Genomic DNA, 17,735 nt, shown 5'->3' with positions numbered 1-17,735 from the left:
GCGTCCGGCGCCATGGTCCCCACCTCCCTGGTCCTCCCGCTGGTGCTGCTGATGGCGCCCGTCCCCGCCTCCCCCGCGGTGGTCGTGCCGGTCGCGCAGACACGGGCGTTCGTGGACGACTCCTCCGCTTCCCCCGCCAACGCCGACGCGGACGACCCCGCCGTCTGGGTGCACCCGCGCAGGCCGGACCGCACCGTCGTGCTGGGCACGCTCAAGGAGGGCGGGCTCGCGGCGTTCGACCTCGGGGGCCGGACGCTGGGCACGTACCCGGCCCCGTCCGCGCCGACGCCGGACGCCAAGCCCGGCCGGTTCAACAACGTCGACGTGCTCGCCGGGGTGTCGGTGGGCGGCCGGAAACGGGACCTGGCGTTCGTCAGCGACCGGGGCCGCGACCGGATCCGGGTCTACGAGGTGGACGGGCGCGGGTCGGCGGCGGGTTCGGACGTACTCGACGACGTGACGGACCCGAACGCCCGGCCGGTGTTCTCCGCGTCCGAGGCGGAGGTGGACGACCAGCGCAACGCCTACGGGCTGGCCGCGGGCGTCGACCGGCGCACCGGCACGCCGCTGGTGCTGACGAGCAGGCGCAGCGAGACCCGGATCGCGCTGCTGCGCGTCGTGCCGGGCGCGAACGGGTCGGTCGGCACGACGCTGGTGTCCACTGTGGACCTTCCGGTCGGCTTCACGCTCCCGGACGGCACGACGTGGACCCCGTGCGGCGACCCCGGCGACCGGCCCCAGGCCGAGGGGATGGTCGTGGACTCAGCGCACGGCGTCGCGTACGTGGCGCAGGAGGACGTCGGCATCTGGCGGATCCCCCTGCGGGCGACCGGATTCGGGTCACCCGAACTGGTGGACAAGGTTCGCTCTTTCGGGGCACCCCAACGGTATGACGAGGCGACGGAGGAGTGCGTCCCGGACGGTCCGGACCCCGGTTTCGGCGGGAAGTGGCTCAGCGCGGACGCGGAGGGCCTGACGATCGCCGAGGGGCGGCACGGCGGCGGCGAGCTGATCGCGTCCAGCCAGGGCGACTCGCGGTTCGTGCGCTACGAGCGGACGGGCCGCAACCGCGTGCTGGGCGAGTTCGTGGTGGGCGCGGGTCGCGGCCTGGACTCGGTGGAGCACTCCGACGGCGCCCAGGTCGTCACGGCCGACCTGGGCCGCGGTTACCGCGAGGGTCTGCTCGTGCTGCACGACGGCGAGCGCCGTCCCGCGGTCAGGGACCAGGCCACGACGGGGTTCTCGTACGTCAGTTGGGGCGATGTGGTCCACAAGGGACAGCGCTGACCTGCGGGTGTCGGCCCGATTACGCCCAGCGAACGTGACGTACCCTCGCTTGTACCTTAACGGGTGTTTAAAAGTCGCCCACTGATCCACCCGTGACCACAGCGTTGCCAGTCGGTGACCTTAGGAGCACTGGTCGTTGCTACGGTCGCGTGCTGTATCACCCGTACGGGTGGCCCCTCATTGCATTTCACATCGCGTGATCTCGCACGTATCCAGAGCAGGAGACCACATGGCAGGCAGAGTTCTCGGTGCGATCACGGTGGCCGCCACCTCAGGCCTGGCCTTGCTGGCACTGGCGATCCCGGCTTCCGCGCACACCCCTTCCTCGAAGGCGGAGTGCGTCAAGGAGAAGGCCGTGCTGAGCGTCAAGCTCACCCAGTACGCCAGGAGCGGCAACACCATCGTGGTCAAGGACGGCGAGACCGAACTGGTCAACGCGCCGTTCGGTGAGAACTTCGAGAAGTCCTGGACCCGCGCGGGCGACGTCGCCCACACCTTCACCATCACGGTGAAGGCCTCGGACGGCGACAAGTACAACTACACCAAGACCCACAAGGTCGAGGCGTGCGTGAAGCCCACGTCGTCCAGCAGCACGACCACCACCACCACGACGACCACGACCACCACGTCGTCCTCTTCGGAGTCCACTCCGCCGAGCTCGACGAGTGAGAGCACGCCCCCCACCGAGGTGACCACCACCACGGCCCAGTCCTCTTCGGAGACGGTCCCCGTGACCACCACCACGACCCCGGTCGCGGGTGGCGGCGGCGAGGCCCAGCCTCCGCTGGCCTCCACCGGCGCTTCGCCCGGCTGGGCGCTGCTGGCGGGCCTCGGCCTCGTCGGTGCGGGTGCCGGCGCGGTGTTCGTGGTGCGTCGCAAGCGCGCCGCCTAGTACCGATCCGCTCGACCCGGACAGGGCGCTCCCACCTCGGTGGGGGCGCCCTGTTCGCGTCGGTCCCCACCGGACCGGCGGCAAACGCTTGCGGAGCAACGGCCCGGAACGCCGCGAGGGCCGTCCCGCGTCAGCGGAACGGCCCTCGCGGAGGAGAACGGCGCGACTACTCGCCGGACTGCGCCTGCATGCCCGCGGGCGGCGTCGGGGCGTCGGCCGCCGCCTGCTGCGCGGCGGCGTGGCGACGAGCGCCCGCCGTCACCGGCTCCTGGGAGCGGCGCGGGGCCGGGGCGGTCTGGGCCGCCTCGGCCTGCGCACGGGTCAGCCAGCCCTCCCAGCGCTGCTGCATGGGGCGGACGAGGCCACCACCGACGCCGATGACGATGACGCCCGCCACCGTCGCCAGCACGGCGATCAGCACCGGCATGGTCACCGAGACGGCGATGCCGAGCTGGTTGAGCGCGGCGATGACACCGAGGGCCATGATGAAGCCGTAGGTGATGGTGCCGAGCATCCTCGTGTACGACCGACCCGCGAGGGCGCCCGTCACGAGGCCCTGCACGGCCTTGGCGATGGCCGAGGCGACCAGGATGAGCACCAGCGCCACCACGATGCGGGGCAGGTAGGCGATCACGTCGTTGAGCAGCGCGCTCACGGCGTTGCCGGTGCCGAAGACGCCGAACGCGAGCTGGAGCGCGATCAGCAGCACGAAGTAGTAGACGAGCTTGACGATCAGGCCGGACGCGTCCACGGGGGACTGCGCCATCATCGAGCCGAGGCCGGACCTGTCGACCAGGCGGTCGAACCCGACCCGCTTCAACAGGAATCCGACGGCCTTCGACAGCGCCTTGGCGATGAACCAACCAACCAGCATGACGAGCGCGAAGCCAAGGAGCTTCGGCACGAAAGTGGCGATCATGGCCCAGGCCTGTCCAAGACCTTCGGTGATCTGGGAGCCCACGACGCCCTCCTTACTTTCTTCGTTTACCTGTTCACGGTCGGTGGAAATGGTTTCCGAACCGGTACCGGTGGGCAATTCGGCGCGCTGGCACGAAAGGGTGACCGACTGGCGGTTCCCGCGAAGCCGGTTCACAGTGGACGGACCGGTGGGGACCGGGGAGAGGGAGCCGCCCGGTGCCAGTGGCACCGGGCGGTTCCCGTCTAGCGGGTGACGCCGTGGTCGATTCCGTCCAAAAAGGACTCCACCGACCCCGCGGACGCCCGCGCGGCATCCGGTCGGGGGTCGCCCGGACAGGTGTGGCTGCTGCCCGGCAGCACGCCGTCGACCAGGTAGCGGTCGACGGCCGCGTCCACGCAGGCGTTCCCGGTGCCGTAGATCCCGTGCTTGCCCTCGTCCAGGACGGTGATGAGGTTGTCGCCCAATCGGGCGGCCATCGCGGGGCCGCTCTCGTACTGGGTCTGCGTGTCGCCCTCGGCCTGCACGACCACGCCGACGGGGTAGCCGTCGCGCCGGAGCGCCACCATCGGCTCCGGCGGCGTGAACGTGCGGAAGGTGCACGCGGTCGGCGCGGCCCGCAGGACGCCGAAGCCGTACGGGTAGCGGTCGCGGAACACCCGCATCTCCTCGTAGTAGCCCTCCAGGTCGCGCGGCCAGTCCGCCTCGCAGGTGACCGCGTCGTAGACGCCGGGCCGCAGCTCGGCGCGCGCCGAGTCCGCCATCCGTGCGCTCAGCTCCACCGAGCGCCGCGGGTCGGCACCCCCGTCCAGGTCGCTCACGATGGCGGCCAGGTCCGTCCACAGCGGGCGGAAGCGGGCGCCGACGCCGACGGCGGCGTCGAACTCGGTCCGGTCGTGGCCGCCGACGGGTGCCACCGCGAGCCGGGCGGCGACCTTCTCCACGGTCGCCAGCACGTCGGCCGGGCTCGCGCCGAGCTTGGCCGCCCCGTTGCCCTGTGCCACCCACGCGGCCCACAGCTCGACGTTGTGCCGGGTCGCGACGGCCTGGCTCTTGAGCTGCCCGTGCCACAGCCGTTCCGGGTGCACCGCGGAGTCCAGGACGGAGCGGTCCAGGCGCTGCGGGAACAGCGAGCCGTAGACCGCGCCCAGGTAGGTGCCGTAGGAGAACCCCAGGTAGTTGATCTTCTGCTCGCCGAGCACCGCGCGGATCACGTCCACGTCCCGCGCCGTGTTCGCGGTGTTGACGAACCGGCGGATGCCCCCGCCCGACTGCTCGCACGCCTCCTCCGCGGCGCGCGCCTCCGCGGCCCACTTCGCGAACTCCGAGTCCGGCGGGCGCGAGTCCGTGGTGGCGATCTCGGGCACCGAACGGCAGGTGAGCGCGGTCGAACCGCCCACCCCCCTGGGGTCGAAGCCGATCAGGTCGTAGGCCCGCCCCAGCGCCGAGTTCGCGAAGAACGCGGGCATCCCCAGCCCCGAACCGCCCGGCCCGCCGGGGTTCACCACGAGCACCCCGCGCCGGACCCCGGACGCCTTCTTCCGGCTGACCGACAGCGAGATCCGGCCCGCCGCCGGGTCCTGGTAGTCCAGCGGCGCGACGACGGTCGCGCACTCCAGCTCCTGCGCGCAGGCCGCCCACGCGGGCTTCTGCTCGACGAACTCGGCCAGCGGGTCCGGCGGGTCGGAGCCGGTCGGTAACGACACTCCGGCCGAGGCCAGCACCGCGACCACCGCCAGACCGACTGAGACGAAACTCCGCACGACCGGACCTCCTGCCATCGGGGCACCACCACCGAACGTAGGGCCGGGCGCACCCTCCGGGACGTTGTGTCACCCGGACGTGCGATCGTTGTCGAATGACCAGCTCAGCCGGTGCGGATGGGCAGCAGGCCTGGCCCGAGCTGTCCCGCTCGACGCTGCGCGACCTGGAGCGGGCCTCGGGTGACCTGGCCGCGTCCAGCGTGTCGGAGATGGAGCGCAGGCTGCCGTGGTTCCGCCGCATGCCCGCGGACCAGCGGGCCAGCGTGCTGCTGCTGATCCAGAACGGCGTGGCGGGGTTCGTCTCGTGGCTGGACGACCCCCGGCAGGCCATCAAGCTGACCGCCGAGGCGTTCCGGTCGGCCCCCAAGGACATCTCGCGGTGGGTCAGCCTGCGGCAGACCGTGGAGCTGGTCCGGATCGCGCTGGAGCTGTTCGAGCAGCAGCTCCCGCGGCTGGCGGCCGACGACGAGGAGCGGGCCCGGCTGACCGAGGGCGTCCTGCGGTACGGGCGGGAGATCGCGTTCTCCGCGGCCACCTCCTACGCCGCTGCGGCCGAGGCCAGGGGCGCGTGGGACGCGCGGCTGGAAGCGCTCGTGGTGGACGGGATCGTGCGCGGCGACGCCGAGGAGTCGCTGCTGTCGCGCTCCTCCGCGCTCGGCTGGGACCCGGCGGCGGAGGCGACCGTGCTGGTGGGCAACCCGCCGTCCGACGACCCGCCCGCCGTCGTCTACGAGGTGCGCAGCCGCGCGGCCCGCAGCGGGCGGCCGGTGCTGCTCAGCGTGCAGGGCTCGCGGCTGGTCGTGGTGCTGGGCGGCGAGACGGACGAGGGCGACGTGCTGGGCAAGATCGCCGAGGCGTTCGGCGACGGCGCGGTGGTGGCCGGTCCGACGGTGGCCAGCCTCGCCGAGGCGCACCGCAGCGCCAGCGACGCGCTGTCCGGGCTGCGGGCGGTCGTGGGCTGGCCGACGGCCCCGCGGCCGGTGCGGTCGCTCGACCTGCTGCCGGAACGGGCGCTCGCGGGTGACCCGGAGGCCGAGTGGCAGCTCGTGGACCGGATCGCCCGGCCGCTGGAGGAGGCCAGCGGGGCGCTGCTGGAGACCGTGGACACGTTCCTCGAAGTCGGCGGTGTCCTGGAGACCTGCGCGCGCAAGCTGTTCGTGCACCCGAACACCGTCCGGTACCGCCTTCGGCGGGTCACCGAGCTGACGGGCCGCAACGCGCACGACGCCCGCGACGCCCTCGTGCTGCGCATCGCGCTGTCCGTGGGGCGGCTCGCGAAGGCCCGCGGTTTGTGGTGATCGGGACCGGAATGTCGCTTTGCTCCGCCGAGGTGTGACCGACACCGCACGCTTTGGTGGGTGACACAGGTCGCTGTGCACAACACGCCACGACGTTCTTCGGACACTTCGCGGCAACTTTTGTAGGAAACCTCCAAATCCCACCGCCGTACTTCGTGTGCAACGGCATCAGCGGGAGAGGCCTCGACCGTGTTCAGTTGCACTGTGATCGCACTCCTCGCACCCGGACAGGGTTCGCAGACTCCCGGCATGTTCAGCCCCTGGCTCGAACTAGAGGGCGCCGAGCAGCGGGTCTCGTCCTGGTCCAAGGCCACGGGCCTGGACCTGGTGCGCCTCGGCACCACCGCGGAGGCCGAGGAGATCAAGGACACCTCCATCACCCAGCCGCTCGTCGTGGCGCTGGCGCTGCTCGCGTTCGAGGAGCTGCGCAGGCGCGTCGAACTGCCCGCCGACACGATCATCGCGGGCCACTCCGTCGGCGAGCTGGCCGCCGCCGCGATGGCGGGCGTGCTCAGCGCCGACGACGCCGTGGCGCTGGCCGCGGTGCGCGGGGCCGAGATGGCCGCCGCGTGCGCGCTGCACCCCACCGGCATGGCCGCCGTCCTTGGCGGCGACGAGGCCGAGGTGCTGGCGGGGCTGGAGGAACTGGGCCTGGCGCCCGCCAACCGCAACGGCGCGGGCCAGATCGTGGCCGCGGGCCCGCTGGAGGCGCTGGACCGGCTGGCCGAGTCGCCCCCCGGCACCGCGAAGATCCGCAAGCTCCAGGTCGCGGGCGCGTTCCACACCTCGTTCATGGCCCCGGCCGAGGACGCGCTGCGGACCCGCGCCGCGGGCATCACCACGCACGACCCGGTGCTGCCGCTGCTCTCCAACGCCGACGGCGCGCTCGTCACCGACGGCGCGGACGTGCTGCGCCGGCTGATCGCACAGGTGACCCGCCCCGTGCGGTGGGACACCTGCCAGGCCACCCTGGCCGAGCACGCCGTGCACGCGGTCGTCGAACTGCCGCCCGCGGGCGCGTTGACGGGCTTGGCCAAGCGACAGTTGAAGGGCACCCCCACCTTGGCGCTGAAGACTCCGGAGCACCTCGACAAGGTCGCCGAGCTCCTGGCCACCGCGGAGGCGTCCCGATGACGACCTTCAGCATCCCCGCGGCGACGACGGGCACGCGCATCCTCGGGATGGGCAGCTACCAGCCCGAGACGATCGTGAGCAACCACGACCTCGCGAAGGTGATGGACACCAACGACGAGTGGATCCGCGAGCGGGTGGGCATCGTCAACCGGCGCTTCGCGGGCAAGGGCGAACTCCTCGTCGACATGGCCGCGGAGGCGGGCGCGAAGGCCATCGCCGACTCCGGCCTCCAGCCCACCGACATCGGCGCGGTCATCGTCGCGACGTGCACCATGCCGTCGCCGATACCGAACGCCGCCGCGCAGGTCGCCGAGCGCATGGGCTCGAAGGCCGCGCCCGCGTTCGACGTGAACGCCGCGTGCGCCGGGTTCTGCTACGCCCTGGCGACCGGCTCCGACATGGTCCGGTCGGGCAGCGCGAAGAACGTGCTGGTCATCGGGGCCGAGAAGCTCACCGACTGGGTGGACCCGACGGACCGGTCCACCGCGATCATCTTCGCCGACGCGGCGGGCGCTGTCGTCGTCGGCGAGGGCGACGAACCGGCCATCGGGCCGGTCGTGTGGGGCAGCGCGGGCGACATGGCGGACGCCATCGCCATCGCCGACCGCAACTCCTCCATCCACCAGGAGGGCCAGGCGGTGTTCCGCTGGGCGACCACCCAGATCGCCCCCGTGGCGATCCGCGCGGTCGAGCTCGCGGGCCTGGAGCTGTCCGACGTGGACGCGTTCGTGCCCCACCAGGCGAACCTCCGGATCATCGAGCTCATCGCGAAGCGCCTGCGCGCCAAGGGTGCGCGTGAGGACATGGTCGTCGCGCGTGACATCGTGGACTCCGGCAACACGTCCTCCGCCTCGATCCCGATGGCGCTCGACCACATGCGGGCGGCGGGCGAGATCTCCAGCGGTGACGTGGTGCTGCTCATGGGCTTCGGTGCGGGCCTGTCCTACGCGGGGCAGGTCGTCCGGTGCCCGTGATGTCGGGCCCCAACAGTGTTCCGGCTGGACGGGACTGCCGTTCCAGCCGTCCGATGCACGAAGGAAGGGATTTTCAGTGAGCAACGAGGACATCCAGAAGGGGCTTGCCGAGATCGTCGAAGAGGTCGCCGGTGTGGCCGCGGACGACGTGACGGCCGAGAAGTCCTTTGTGGACGACCTGGACATCGACTCGCTGTCCATGGTGGAGATCGCCGTGCAGGCCGAGGACAAGTTCGGCGTGAAGATCCCGGACGACGAGCTGGCCAACCTCAAGACCGTGGGCGATGCGGTGAGCTACATCGCTGGCAAGGCATGACGACTAACCACGACGTCGTCGTCACCGGGCTGGGTGCCACCACCCCGCTCGGTGGCGATGTCGCCTCCACCTGGGACGCGCTGCTCGCCGGTCGCAGCGGCGTGTCGACCATCGACATGGACTGGGTCGAGCGCTTCGACCTGCCGGTGAGGATCGCCGCGCAGCTCGCGGTCGACCCGACCGAGGTGCTCCCCAGGGTCGAAGCCCGTCGGCTCGACCGCAGCGAGCAGGTGGCGATGATCGCCGCTCGCCAGGCGTGGGCCGACGCCGGGCACGGGGACGACACCGTGGACCTGGACAGGCTGGCGGTGATCGTCGGCACCGGCATCGGTGGCGCGATGACCCTGCTCAACCAGGACGACCTCCTCGAGCAGCACGGCCTGCGCAAGGTCTCGCCGCTCACCATCCCGATGCTGATGCCCAACGGCCCGGCCGCGCACGTGGGCCTGGAGTTCAAGGCGCGCGCCGGGGTGCACGCGCCGGTCTCGGCCTGCGCGTCGGGCGCCGAGGCGCTCGCGTGGGCGTGGCGGATGATCCGCACGGGTGAGGCCGACGTCGTGGTGGCCGGAGGCGCGGAAGCGTGCATCTGCGCCATCCCGGTGGCCGGGTTCTCCCAGGCCCGCACCATGAGCACGCGCAACAACGACCCGGCGGCGGCTTCACGGCCGTTCGACACGGGCCGGGACGGCTTCGTGCTCGGCGAGGGTTCCGGGATCATGGTGCTGGAGCGCGCGGAGTTCGCGGCCGCTCGCGGCGCCAAGGTCTACGGCCGTCTCGCGGGCATCGGCACCAGCTCCGACGGCTACCACATCACCGCTCCCGACCCCGAGGGCACGGGCCAGGCGCGGGCCATGACGGCCGCGCTGCGCACCGCGGGCCTGTCCGGCGGCGACATCGGCCACGTGAACTGCCACGCGACGTCCACCCCGGTGGGCGACGTGGCGGAGACCGTGGCCGTGCGCAAGGCGATCGGCGACCACCCGGTGCTGACCGCGCCGAAGGGCGCCCTCGGCCACATGCTGGGTGCGGCGGGCGCGGTGGAGGCGATCATCACGGTGCTGTCGCTGCGGGACGGGATCGTGCCGCAGACGCTCAACCTGGACAACCTCGACCCGGCCGTCGAACTCGACGTCGTCGCGGGCGAGCCCCGCAAGGTCAAGCTGGACGCGGCGATCAACGACTCGTTCGGCTTCGGCGGGCACAACGTGGCTCTCGCGTTCACGCCCGCCTAGTCCCACCGGTTCCGCGTCCCACGGCCCGTCTCCTCCCCGGAGGCGGGCCGTGCCGCTTCCGTCAGCAGGCCTCGAACTGGGGCGTGTAGCCCTCGGGGCCGATGTCGACGCGGAGGGTGCCGCCCTCCTCCCGCACCGGGTAGACGACGCGCCAGCGGATGCAGTCGACGGGGAGTTCGGCGGGGGCCTTGGCGACGTCCTGGACGCTGACGAACCCGGCCATCACCCGGAGCCGCTCGCTGGAGGAGGCGTCGATCCGCTGGACGACGACGGTGCCGTCCGACGTCGTCTGGTAGTTCGACGTCCACTGCGGTTCGCGCAGCCTGCCGGCGAACTCCGACGTGACGGCCCCGGTCCACGCCTGGTAGTCGCGGGTGTTGATGGCGTCGAAGTACCGCTGGAGGAGCCCTCGGACGCGTTCGCCGTCCGGGTGCAGCGTGGCGTCCACGCTGAGCCGCACGGCCCGGTCACCTGGCTGCGCGGACCGCGGCACCGAGGTGGACGGCCTGCTGCTCGGGGTCGAGGCGGGCCCGGTCGAACTCACCGCGGCGGGCCGCTGGTAGACGTCGCGCACCAGGAGACCGCCCGCCACCGAGCCCGCGGCCACCACGAGGGCCGTCGGCAGGACCCACAGGGCGCGAGGACGCCTCGGTTCTTCGGTCGTCACCTTTCGAGCGTGCCACAGCGGGCAGGCGCCCAGGGAGCCGGCCGGCCGTTAGCCGTATCCACGGGTGAACCGTTTAAACCACCCATTCGGGTGACGAAAGCTCGGTAAACTCACTGAATACTGCATGAGGAACGCTCATAAATCCCGAACGAGTGACAGAAACAATCCTATCGACACCATTAGGATGACCAATAGGCCCGCCAAGAGTCCACGCTCGCGAGTTGCACAAATCGGCGGACCCACTCCGTAAATGCCGACCGGTTGACGCAACGACCTGCGGAAAGGCATACCCATACCGCCAAATGGGGACTGCGAACGGGGCGAAAGATCCCGCTTTCGAGCAAGCCCAACAGGCGTAACCGCAACTCTCGGTAACCAGCACTCCAACGAGCACCGATTCTCCGAGCCGGGTCCAGGAAAGCGCTGGTAGCGACGGGTCCCATTTCCTGAACGAGTGAGTTTCGTTTAGTTGAAAAGATCGTTTTGCGAACGGCGTTACACCCCAACAAACATCGCGATCGGGTGAATCCACGGAGTGACGGTCGACAATCCGTCGAAAAACCGAGGGTATGTCACACATTCCGCATCCTCGAACGGATCAAACTCCATCGCCCGTGTGGCGGATTGGAAACTCTCCGCAAACTGTGCGGAAATATGGCCGTCGCATTAACGGCGACCACATCGCACCGCACTTCCGAGGGAGGGAATTCCAGTGGATCTTCGCTATGAGGCTTACTGCTTCGCGGACCGTCACTTCTACGACGTCCAGAGCCACGCGGAAACCTCCGTCGACGATTTCTCCCGCGAGCTCCCCGAGCTGCCGGAGGGCTGGTCGCAGGGTGAGAAGAACATCTGGCGGCACCTGCACCCCAAGGGCAACGTCCTGGCGAAGCAGGGCTGGAAGATCCACGTGTCGGCCACGGTCGCCAACGCGGGCCGCGTCCTGAAGACCACCTACGACTACTGCGTCGAGCACCGGATCTCGTTCAAGTACCTGCGCACCCAGTCCATCGTGCTGGCCCGGAACTCCAAGTACGCCCCCCGCGAGGCCAGCGGCAAGCTGATCGCGATCTACCCGGCCGACGAGGTCGAGCTGGAGCGCATCCTGGTCGAGCTGTCCGACCTGCTGGAGGGCGAGGACGGCGCGTACATCCTCAGCGACCTCCGCTTCGGCGCCGGTCCCCTCTACGTCCGCTACGGCGGGTTCGTCGAGCAGTGGCTGGAGCAGGACGGCAAGCAGGTGCTCGCCATCGAGGGCCCGGACGGCGAGCTGGTCCCCGACCAGCGCAAGCCGAACTTCTGGGTGCCCGAGTGGGTCGAGCTGCCGCCGTTCCTGGTGCCGCACCTCGCCGCCCGCAACGGCGGCGACCCGGACGAGTTCCCCTACGACGTGGTGCGCTCGCTGCACTTCTCCAACGGCGGCGGCGTCTACCTCGCCACCCGCAAGTCCGACGGCGCCGAGGTCGTGCTGAAGGAGGCCAGACCGCACGCGGGCCTCGACCGCGACAACGTCGACGCGGTCGCCAGGCTCGACCGCGAGTTCAAGATCCTGACCATGGTGGACGGGATCGCGGGCGTGCCCCAGGTGTACGACCGGTTCACCGTGTGGGAGCACCACTTCCTGGCCATGGAGTACATGCCCGGCAGACCTCTCGGGCAGTGGCTCGGCATGCACTACCCGTTGACGCACAACGGGATCAGTGACGAGCGCCTCACCGAGTACCGGACGCGGGCGCTCGCCGTGGTCGACGAGGTCGAGCGGACGGTCCGCGCGCTGCACCGGCGCGGGGTCGTGTTCTCCGACCTGCACTCGCTCAACGTCCTGCTGGACGACGACGACCGGATGTCGCTGATCGACTTCGAGCTGTCGTTCCACGTGGACGAACCGCGCAGACCCACCCTCGGTGCGCCCGGCTTCCAGGCCCCGCCGGACCGCGAGGGCTACGAGATCGACGAGTACCCGCTCGCCGCGCTGCGGCTGTGGCTGTTCCTGCCGCTCAACGAGGTGCTGGAACTGGCGCCGTCGCGGTTGAGGTCCCACCTGGACTTCATCCAGCGCCGGTTCGGGCTGTCCGACGAGTACTGCGAGCGGATCGCCGCGGTGCTCACCCCCCGCGTCGATGTCCCCCCGGCGCCGGAGCGGACGACGCTCGACCAGCCCGCGCCGGACTGGCGCGCCGTGGGCGAGGACATCGCGAAGGCAATCCTGGCCAGTGCCACCCCCGACCGCACTGACCGGTTGTTCCCCGGCGACATCGAGCAGTTCGAGGTCGGCGGCGCGTGCTTCGCCTACGGCGCGGCCGGTGTGCTGCACGCCCTGCACGTCAGCGGGCACGGCCGGTTCCCCGAGTACGAGCAGTGGCTCCAGGACTCCGTGCGGCGCGACCCGCCGAAGCAGCCCGGTTTCTTCACCGGCGCGCACGGCATCGCGCACGTGCTGGAGAACTTCGGCCACCACGACCTGGCGACCGACCTGGTCACCGAGTACGCGAAGACGTTGCCGGGCACGGCGGACCACGGACTGGGCAGCGGCCTGTCCGGTGTCGCGCTGAACCTGCTGCACTTCGCGGACGTCCGACAGGACGACGACTTCCTGGCCCAGTCGGTCGACATCGCCGACCGGCTGGGCCGGGAACTCCAGTTCGCGGAGCCTCCCGGCCCGAAGGCGAAGGCCGGTCTGCTGCACGGCTGGTCCGGCCCGGCGCTGCTGTTCCTCCGGCTGTTCGAGCACAGTGGCGACCGCTCCTGGCTCGACCTGGCCGGGCAGGCGCTGGACCGCGACCTGGCCGAGTGCATGGTCGCGCTCGACGGGTCGACGCAGGTGCGCGACGGCGGCTACCGCACGCTCCCCTACGTCGAGGTCGGCGGCGCGGGCATCGCCATGGTGCTCAACGAGTACGCCCGGCACGCACCCGACGCGGAGAGCGTCACCCGACTTCCCGACCTGCTGCGCGGCGCGGCGGGCGAGTTCGTGATCCACCCCGGCCTGGTCCTCGGCCGGATGGGTCTGCTCGCGACGCTCGCCCAAGCCGTGCGGCGGAAGCCCGACCCGGTGTTCGAGCAGGCGATGCGACGACACCTGGCCGCGCTCGCGTGGCACGCCGTCCCCTACCGGGACGGGCTGGCGTTCCCCGGAATGCAGCTCCGCAGGCTGTCGATGGACCTGAACACCGGCGGTGCCGGAATCCTGCTGGCGCTGGCGTCCGTGGTGGACGGAGACGGATCAGTCCTTCCGTTCCTCGGAGCGTCGCCCACCCCCCAGAACCCCCGGTCCCGAGTGGCTGGTGGAGCAGTAACCCCGAATAGTTCGCTGAATGAGGAGTAAGACCATGGGATTCATCCTCGACATGCAGGAGCTCGAGACCCCCGAGGCCCCGTCCAACGCGATGGCCAGCGGCCACGGCGGTGGCGGCGGTGGCGGCGGCAGCACGACGGCCTCCAGCGCGAGCCTGCTGCTCCCCTGCAGCCACTCCTCCGCGAGCCTGATCCTCTGCTAGGTCTCGCCAGAGAGGTTGGGTGAGCGGCACAAGCGAAGTGTGCCGCTCACCCGGTGACACGAGGGTCCGATGGCAGCGACCGACCACGAATCGGTCCGTCTGCCGTCGGGCCCTTTCCCATGATGCGCCCACCCGTCCCCGGAGGGAACAGGCATGGCCCAACCGGGCGACACCCTGCTGGTCGAGGCGGCGAACCACGACCGCCGCTGGCTCCTGCTCGTGCTGAACGCCGCGCTGGCCACGACCGCCGGCCTGCTGCTGCCCGCCGCGCTGGCGAGCACCGTGGACATGGCGCTGGCCGGGCGGTACGACCCCTCCACCGTCCTGTGGCTCGTCTCGATGGTGTCGATCGAGGTCGTCGGCGACGCGATCGGCGTGGTGCTGGCCGCCGCGATCACCGCGAAGGTCACCGCCTGGCTGCGCCACCGCGTGGCCGCCCACCTGCTCGGACTCGGCCACCCGTCGCCGTTCGCGGCGGGTGACGCGGTCAGCCGCGTCACCGGCGACTCCGCCATCGCGGGTGGCGTCTCGGTGATCCTGATCGTCCTGACCGTGACCGTCCTCAGCTCCGTCGGCGCCGTCGTCGCGCTGGCGTTGATGGACTGGCGGCTCGCGGCCGTGTTCCTGCTCAGCGTCCCGCTGGCGACGCTCCTGGTGCGCACGCACATGCGGCTGACGGCGGACGACGTGGCCACCTACCAAACCGTGTCGGGTGACCTGTCCGCGCGGCTGCTCGACGCCGTCGCGGGTCTGCGGACGATCGCCGCGTCCGGTACCGCCGAGCAGGAGTCGGAGCGCGTGCTGCGTCCACTCCCGACGCTCGCCGCGGCCGGGATCGGCATGTGGCGCACTCAGGCGAAGATGATCTGGCGGGCCGGGCTGCTGCTGCCCGCCGTTGAGCTGGCCGTGCTGACCGCCGCGGGGTTCGGCGTCGTCGCGGGCAGGCTGTCGATCGGCGACCTGCTGGCGACGCTGGGGTACGTGGCGCTGGGCATGGGGATCGTCGGCCAGTTGCCGATGCTGACGACGTTCGCGCGCACCCGTGCCAGCGCGACCAGGCTGGTCGAGGTCCTCGACACCCCGCTGCCACACCGCGACGCCCCTGGCCCGCCCGCGAACCCCGGTGACCTCGAACTGCACGACGTGTCGCTCGACGGCGCGCTGCACGACGTGCACCTGCGGATCCCCGCGGGCACGTTCACCGCCGTCGTCGGCCGGTCCGGCGCGGGGAAGTCCGCGCTGGCGTCCATCATCGGCGGACTGTCCACACCGGACTCGGGCGAGGTGCGTCGCGACGGGACGGTCGGGTACGCGTTCGAACGGCCCGCGCTGCTGGGCGCGACCGTCGGCGAGGCCATCCGCTACGGGGCCGACGCGGGCAAGCGCCGGGTGCGCGCGGCCTGCGTCGCCGCGCAGGTGCACGACGTGGTCGTGCGACTGCCGGACGGCTACGACACCCCCATGGCCGACACGCCGCTGTCCGGTGGCGAGGCGCAGCGCCTCGGCCTGGCGCGGGCCCTCGCCAGGGACCCGGACGTGCTGGTACTGGACGACGCGACGGCCAGCCTGGACATGGTCACCGAGGCCACCGTGGACAAGGCGATCGAGGCCGCGCTACCCGGCCGCACGAAGGTCGTGGTCACCCACCGAGCCGCCACCGCCCGCCGCGCCGACCTCGTCGTGTGGCTGGTCGACGGCCGGGTCCGCGCGACCGGCTCGCACGAAGCGCTGTGGCTGGATCCGGGCTACCGGGCCGTGTTCACCGGAGGAGACGCCTGATGGACGTGCTCGAACCCTGTAAGATCGAAGACCGGTCGACCGACGGAACAGCCTACTGGCCCGACGTCCGGCTGCTGCTCCAAGGATTGCGGGCTCGCGCGGTCACACCGCGCCAGGACCGCGCCATCCGCCCCGAGGGCGGTGTCCGGTGACAGCTCGCGGCATTCGACTGTTAATCGAAGGGTTACTGGTTCGAGTCCCTTCCCCCCGTCACGCCGGAGGCGATCTCCCGTGGACGTGATGCGGCTGTACCTCGGTGCCCTGGCCGGTCAGCGGCGGGGTGTGCTGGTCCTGCTCGGCTGGTCGGTGCTGGAGGGCGTGCCCGCGTTCCTGTCGGGGCGGCTGGTGGCGCTGGCGGTGGACCGCGGGTTCGCGGCGGGGCGGCCGTTGGTCGGTGTGGGGTGGCTGCTGGTGTTCGCCGTGGTGGCGGTGCTCGGCGGGTTCGGTCTGCGCCAGGTGTTCCAGCACCTCGGCGCGGTGATCGAGCCGATGCGGGACGCGCTGGTCCGGGTCGTGGTGCGCGGTGTGCTGCACGACGGCACGTCGCACCGGCGGCAGCCCGACGCGAGCGCGGTCGCGCGGATCACCCGGCACGTCGAGGTGGTGCGGGACGCGACGGCGGGTGTGCTGGTGCAGGCGCGCGCGCTGCTGGTCACGACAACGGCGGCGCTGATCGGCCTGGTGACCACCGTGGCCGACCTGGCGTGGCTGGTGGTGTCGCCGGTCGTGGTCGCGCTGCTGCTGTTCGCGCTGCTGCTGCCGTCACTGGCGCGCAGGCAGCGGGACCAGGTGATGGCCGACGAGAACAGCGCGGAGGCGGCGGGCACGGTGCTCGTCGGCATCCGCGACGTCACCGCCTGCGACGCCGTGCGGGAGGCGGGCGACGGGGTCGGCAGGACGATCGACCGGCAGGCCGAGGTGGCCGTGCGGGTGGCGTGGGCGAACTCGCTGCGCGGGCTGGTGATCGCGGTCGGCGGGTTCGCGCCGTTGGCGCTGCTCGTGGTGGCCGCGCCTGCGAAGGTCGCGTCCGGGCAGCTCACGGCGGGCGCGGTGCTCGGCGCCGTGGTGTACCTGAGCACGAGCGTGCAGCCCGCGCTGCGGCGGCTGGCCGACACGACGAGCACCGTGGTGCTGCGGCTGATGGTCGCGCTGCGCAGGCTGTCCGAGGCCGCGCCCGCCCCCGCGCCGCCCGCCGGTGACGAGGTGCCCGACGGGCACGCGGTGACGATGCGCGGGCTGACGTTCGGCTGGGGCGAGCACGCCGAACCGGTCGTGCGGGACCTGGACCTGGACCTCGCGCCCGGCGACCACCTGGCGGTGGTGGGTCCGAGCGGGATCGGGAAGTCCACTGTGGCCGGTCTGCTGACCGGGCTGATGCCGCCGCGGTCGGGCACCGTGAAGCTCGGCGGTGTCCCGGTGCACCTGGTGCGGCCCGCCCTGCGGCACGAGCGGATCGCGTTGATCCCGCAGGAGACCTACCTGTTCACCGGGACGTTGCGGGAGAACCTCGCGCTGTTCACGCCGGGCGCGTCGGACGAGGACCTGCTCGCGGCGGTCGACGCCGTGGGCGCGTCGGAGCTGGTGGCGCGGATCGGCGGGCTGGACGCCGCGCTCGGCCACGCGGGCGCGGGCCTGTCCGCGGGTGAGGCCCAGCTACTGGCGGTGGCCAGGGTCCACGCGTGCCCGGCGTCGCTGGTGATCCTGGACGAGGCCACCTCGCACCTGGACCCGGCCGCCGAGGCGAGGGTGGAGCGGGCGTTCGCGGAGCGCGGCGGGATCCTCGTGGTGATCGCCCACCGGCTGTCGTCGGCGTTGCGCGCCAAGCGGGTCCTGGTGATGGACGGCGGTCCGCCGCTGCTCGGCGACCACGCGGACCTGGTGCGGTCCTCGCCCGCCTACGCGGAGCTCATGCAGGCCTGGCTGCCTGCCGAGAGCGTCCGGCCGTCGTACTGACGATTCCGAGGTGCGATTCGCCCGCCG

General features: G+C 71.6%; 15 protein-coding genes. 12 read left to right on the top strand and 3 right to left on the bottom strand.

Features of this window, described 5'->3' with window-relative positions; genetic code table 11:
• The first annotated feature begins 12 nt into the window (after nt 1-12).
• Nucleotides 13-1,287, top strand: a complete 1,275-nt coding sequence (locus NZH93_RS06305; RefSeq protein ID WP_259621955.1) for a phytase — start codon at nt 13-15, stop codon at nt 1,285-1,287.
• 229 nt (nt 1,288-1,516) lie between these two features.
• Nucleotides 1,517-2,179 (top strand): LPXTG cell wall anchor domain-containing protein, encoded by a 663-nt coding sequence (locus tag NZH93_RS06300; RefSeq protein ID WP_259621954.1) that lies wholly within the window; start codon nt 1,517-1,519, stop codon nt 2,177-2,179.
• Nucleotides 2,180-2,345: 166 nt separating this feature from the next.
• On the opposite strand, the gene NZH93_RS06295 is transcribed toward NZH93_RS06300, so the two are convergent.
• Both NZH93_RS06295 and NZH93_RS06290 read right to left on the bottom strand, forming a co-directional pair.
• Entirely contained in the window at nt 2,346-3,140 is a 795-nt protein-coding gene (locus NZH93_RS06295; protein WP_259621953.1) for a mechanosensitive ion channel family protein, read from the bottom strand.
• Between the two features lie 200 nt (nt 3,141-3,340).
• Nucleotides 3,341-4,876 carry an alpha/beta fold hydrolase gene (locus NZH93_RS06290; protein ID WP_259621952.1) on the bottom strand — a complete coding sequence of 512 codons (1,536 nt, stop codon included), beginning with the start codon at nt 4,874-4,876 and terminating at the stop codon, nt 3,341-3,343.
• Nucleotides 4,877-4,953: 77 nt separating this feature from the next.
• On the opposite strand from NZH93_RS06290, the gene NZH93_RS06285 reads away from it, so the two are divergent.
• The 5 genes from NZH93_RS06285 to NZH93_RS06265 all read left to right on the top strand — a co-directional run bounded on the left by NZH93_RS06285 (nt 4,954) and on the right by NZH93_RS06265 (nt 9,812).
• The gene (locus tag NZH93_RS06285; RefSeq protein WP_259621951.1) at nt 4,954-6,156 is read left to right on the top strand and encodes a PucR family transcriptional regulator; all 1,203 of its coding nucleotides are present in this window, start codon (nt 4,954-4,956) and stop codon (nt 6,154-6,156) included.
• A 189-nt stretch (nt 6,157-6,345) separates the two neighbouring features.
• The gene (locus NZH93_RS06280; protein ID WP_308214172.1) at nt 6,346-7,290 is read left to right on the top strand and encodes an ACP S-malonyltransferase; all 945 of its coding nucleotides are present in this window, start codon (nt 6,346-6,348) and stop codon (nt 7,288-7,290) included.
• Complete coding sequence (locus NZH93_RS06275) at nt 7,287-8,264, top strand: beta-ketoacyl-ACP synthase III (RefSeq protein WP_259621949.1); 978 nt, start codon at nt 7,287-7,289, stop codon at nt 8,262-8,264. The genes NZH93_RS06280 and NZH93_RS06275 overlap by 4 nt, the downstream gene beginning before the upstream one ends.
• 76 nt (nt 8,265-8,340) lie before the next feature.
• Nucleotides 8,341-8,580, top strand: coding sequence for an acyl carrier protein (locus NZH93_RS06270; RefSeq protein WP_259621948.1), 240 nt, complete (start codon nt 8,341-8,343; stop codon nt 8,578-8,580).
• On the top strand, nt 8,577-9,812 hold the full coding sequence (locus tag NZH93_RS06265; RefSeq protein ID WP_259621947.1) for a beta-ketoacyl-[acyl-carrier-protein] synthase family protein: 1,236 nt from the start codon (nt 8,577-8,579) through the stop codon (nt 9,810-9,812). The genes NZH93_RS06270 and NZH93_RS06265 overlap by 4 nt, the downstream gene beginning before the upstream one ends.
• 61 nt (nt 9,813-9,873) lie before the next feature.
• Here NZH93_RS06265 and NZH93_RS06260 read toward each other — a convergent pair whose 3' ends face one another.
• Entirely contained in the window at nt 9,874-10,479 is a 606-nt protein-coding gene (locus NZH93_RS06260; RefSeq protein ID WP_259621946.1) for a hypothetical protein, read from the bottom strand.
• Nucleotides 10,480-11,191: 712 nt separating this feature from the next.
• Between NZH93_RS06260 and lanKC the strand changes: the two genes are divergently transcribed.
• The 5 genes from lanKC (at nt 11,192) to NZH93_RS06235 (ending at nt 17,708) form a co-directional block, all read left to right on the top strand.
• Nucleotides 11,192-13,804: a class III lanthionine synthetase LanKC gene (gene lanKC / locus NZH93_RS06255; RefSeq protein WP_259621945.1), complete on the top strand. Its 2,613-nt coding sequence runs from the start codon at nt 11,192-11,194 to the stop codon at nt 13,802-13,804.
• A gap of 4 nt (nt 13,805-13,808) precedes the next feature.
• A complete protein-coding gene (locus NZH93_RS06250) occupies nt 13,809-13,976 on the top strand; it encodes a SapB/AmfS family lanthipeptide (RefSeq protein ID WP_259621944.1) in 168 nt (55 codons plus the stop codon).
• A 153-nt stretch (nt 13,977-14,129) separates the two neighbouring features.
• Nucleotides 14,130-15,755, top strand: a complete 1,626-nt coding sequence (locus NZH93_RS06245; protein WP_259621943.1) for an ABC transporter ATP-binding protein — start codon at nt 14,130-14,132, stop codon at nt 15,753-15,755.
• Nucleotides 15,755-15,907, top strand: coding sequence for a hypothetical protein (locus tag NZH93_RS06240; protein ID WP_259621942.1), 153 nt, complete (start codon nt 15,755-15,757; stop codon nt 15,905-15,907). The genes NZH93_RS06245 and NZH93_RS06240 overlap by 1 nt, the downstream gene beginning before the upstream one ends.
• Nucleotides 15,908-15,986: 79 nt before the next feature.
• Nucleotides 15,987-17,708 carry an ABC transporter ATP-binding protein gene (locus NZH93_RS06235; protein WP_372506574.1) on the top strand — a complete coding sequence of 574 codons (1,722 nt, stop codon included), beginning with the start codon at nt 15,987-15,989 and terminating at the stop codon, nt 17,706-17,708.
• Nucleotides 17,709-17,735 lie beyond the last annotated feature (27 nt).

It is taken from the genome of Umezawaea endophytica (assembly GCF_025061645.1).
GTDB classification, from domain to species: Bacteria; Actinomycetota; Actinomycetes; order Mycobacteriales; family Pseudonocardiaceae; genus Umezawaea; species Umezawaea endophytica.
The sequence above is the reverse complement of the archived record's forward strand: the minus strand, read 5'-3'. Positions and strand labels throughout refer to the sequence as shown.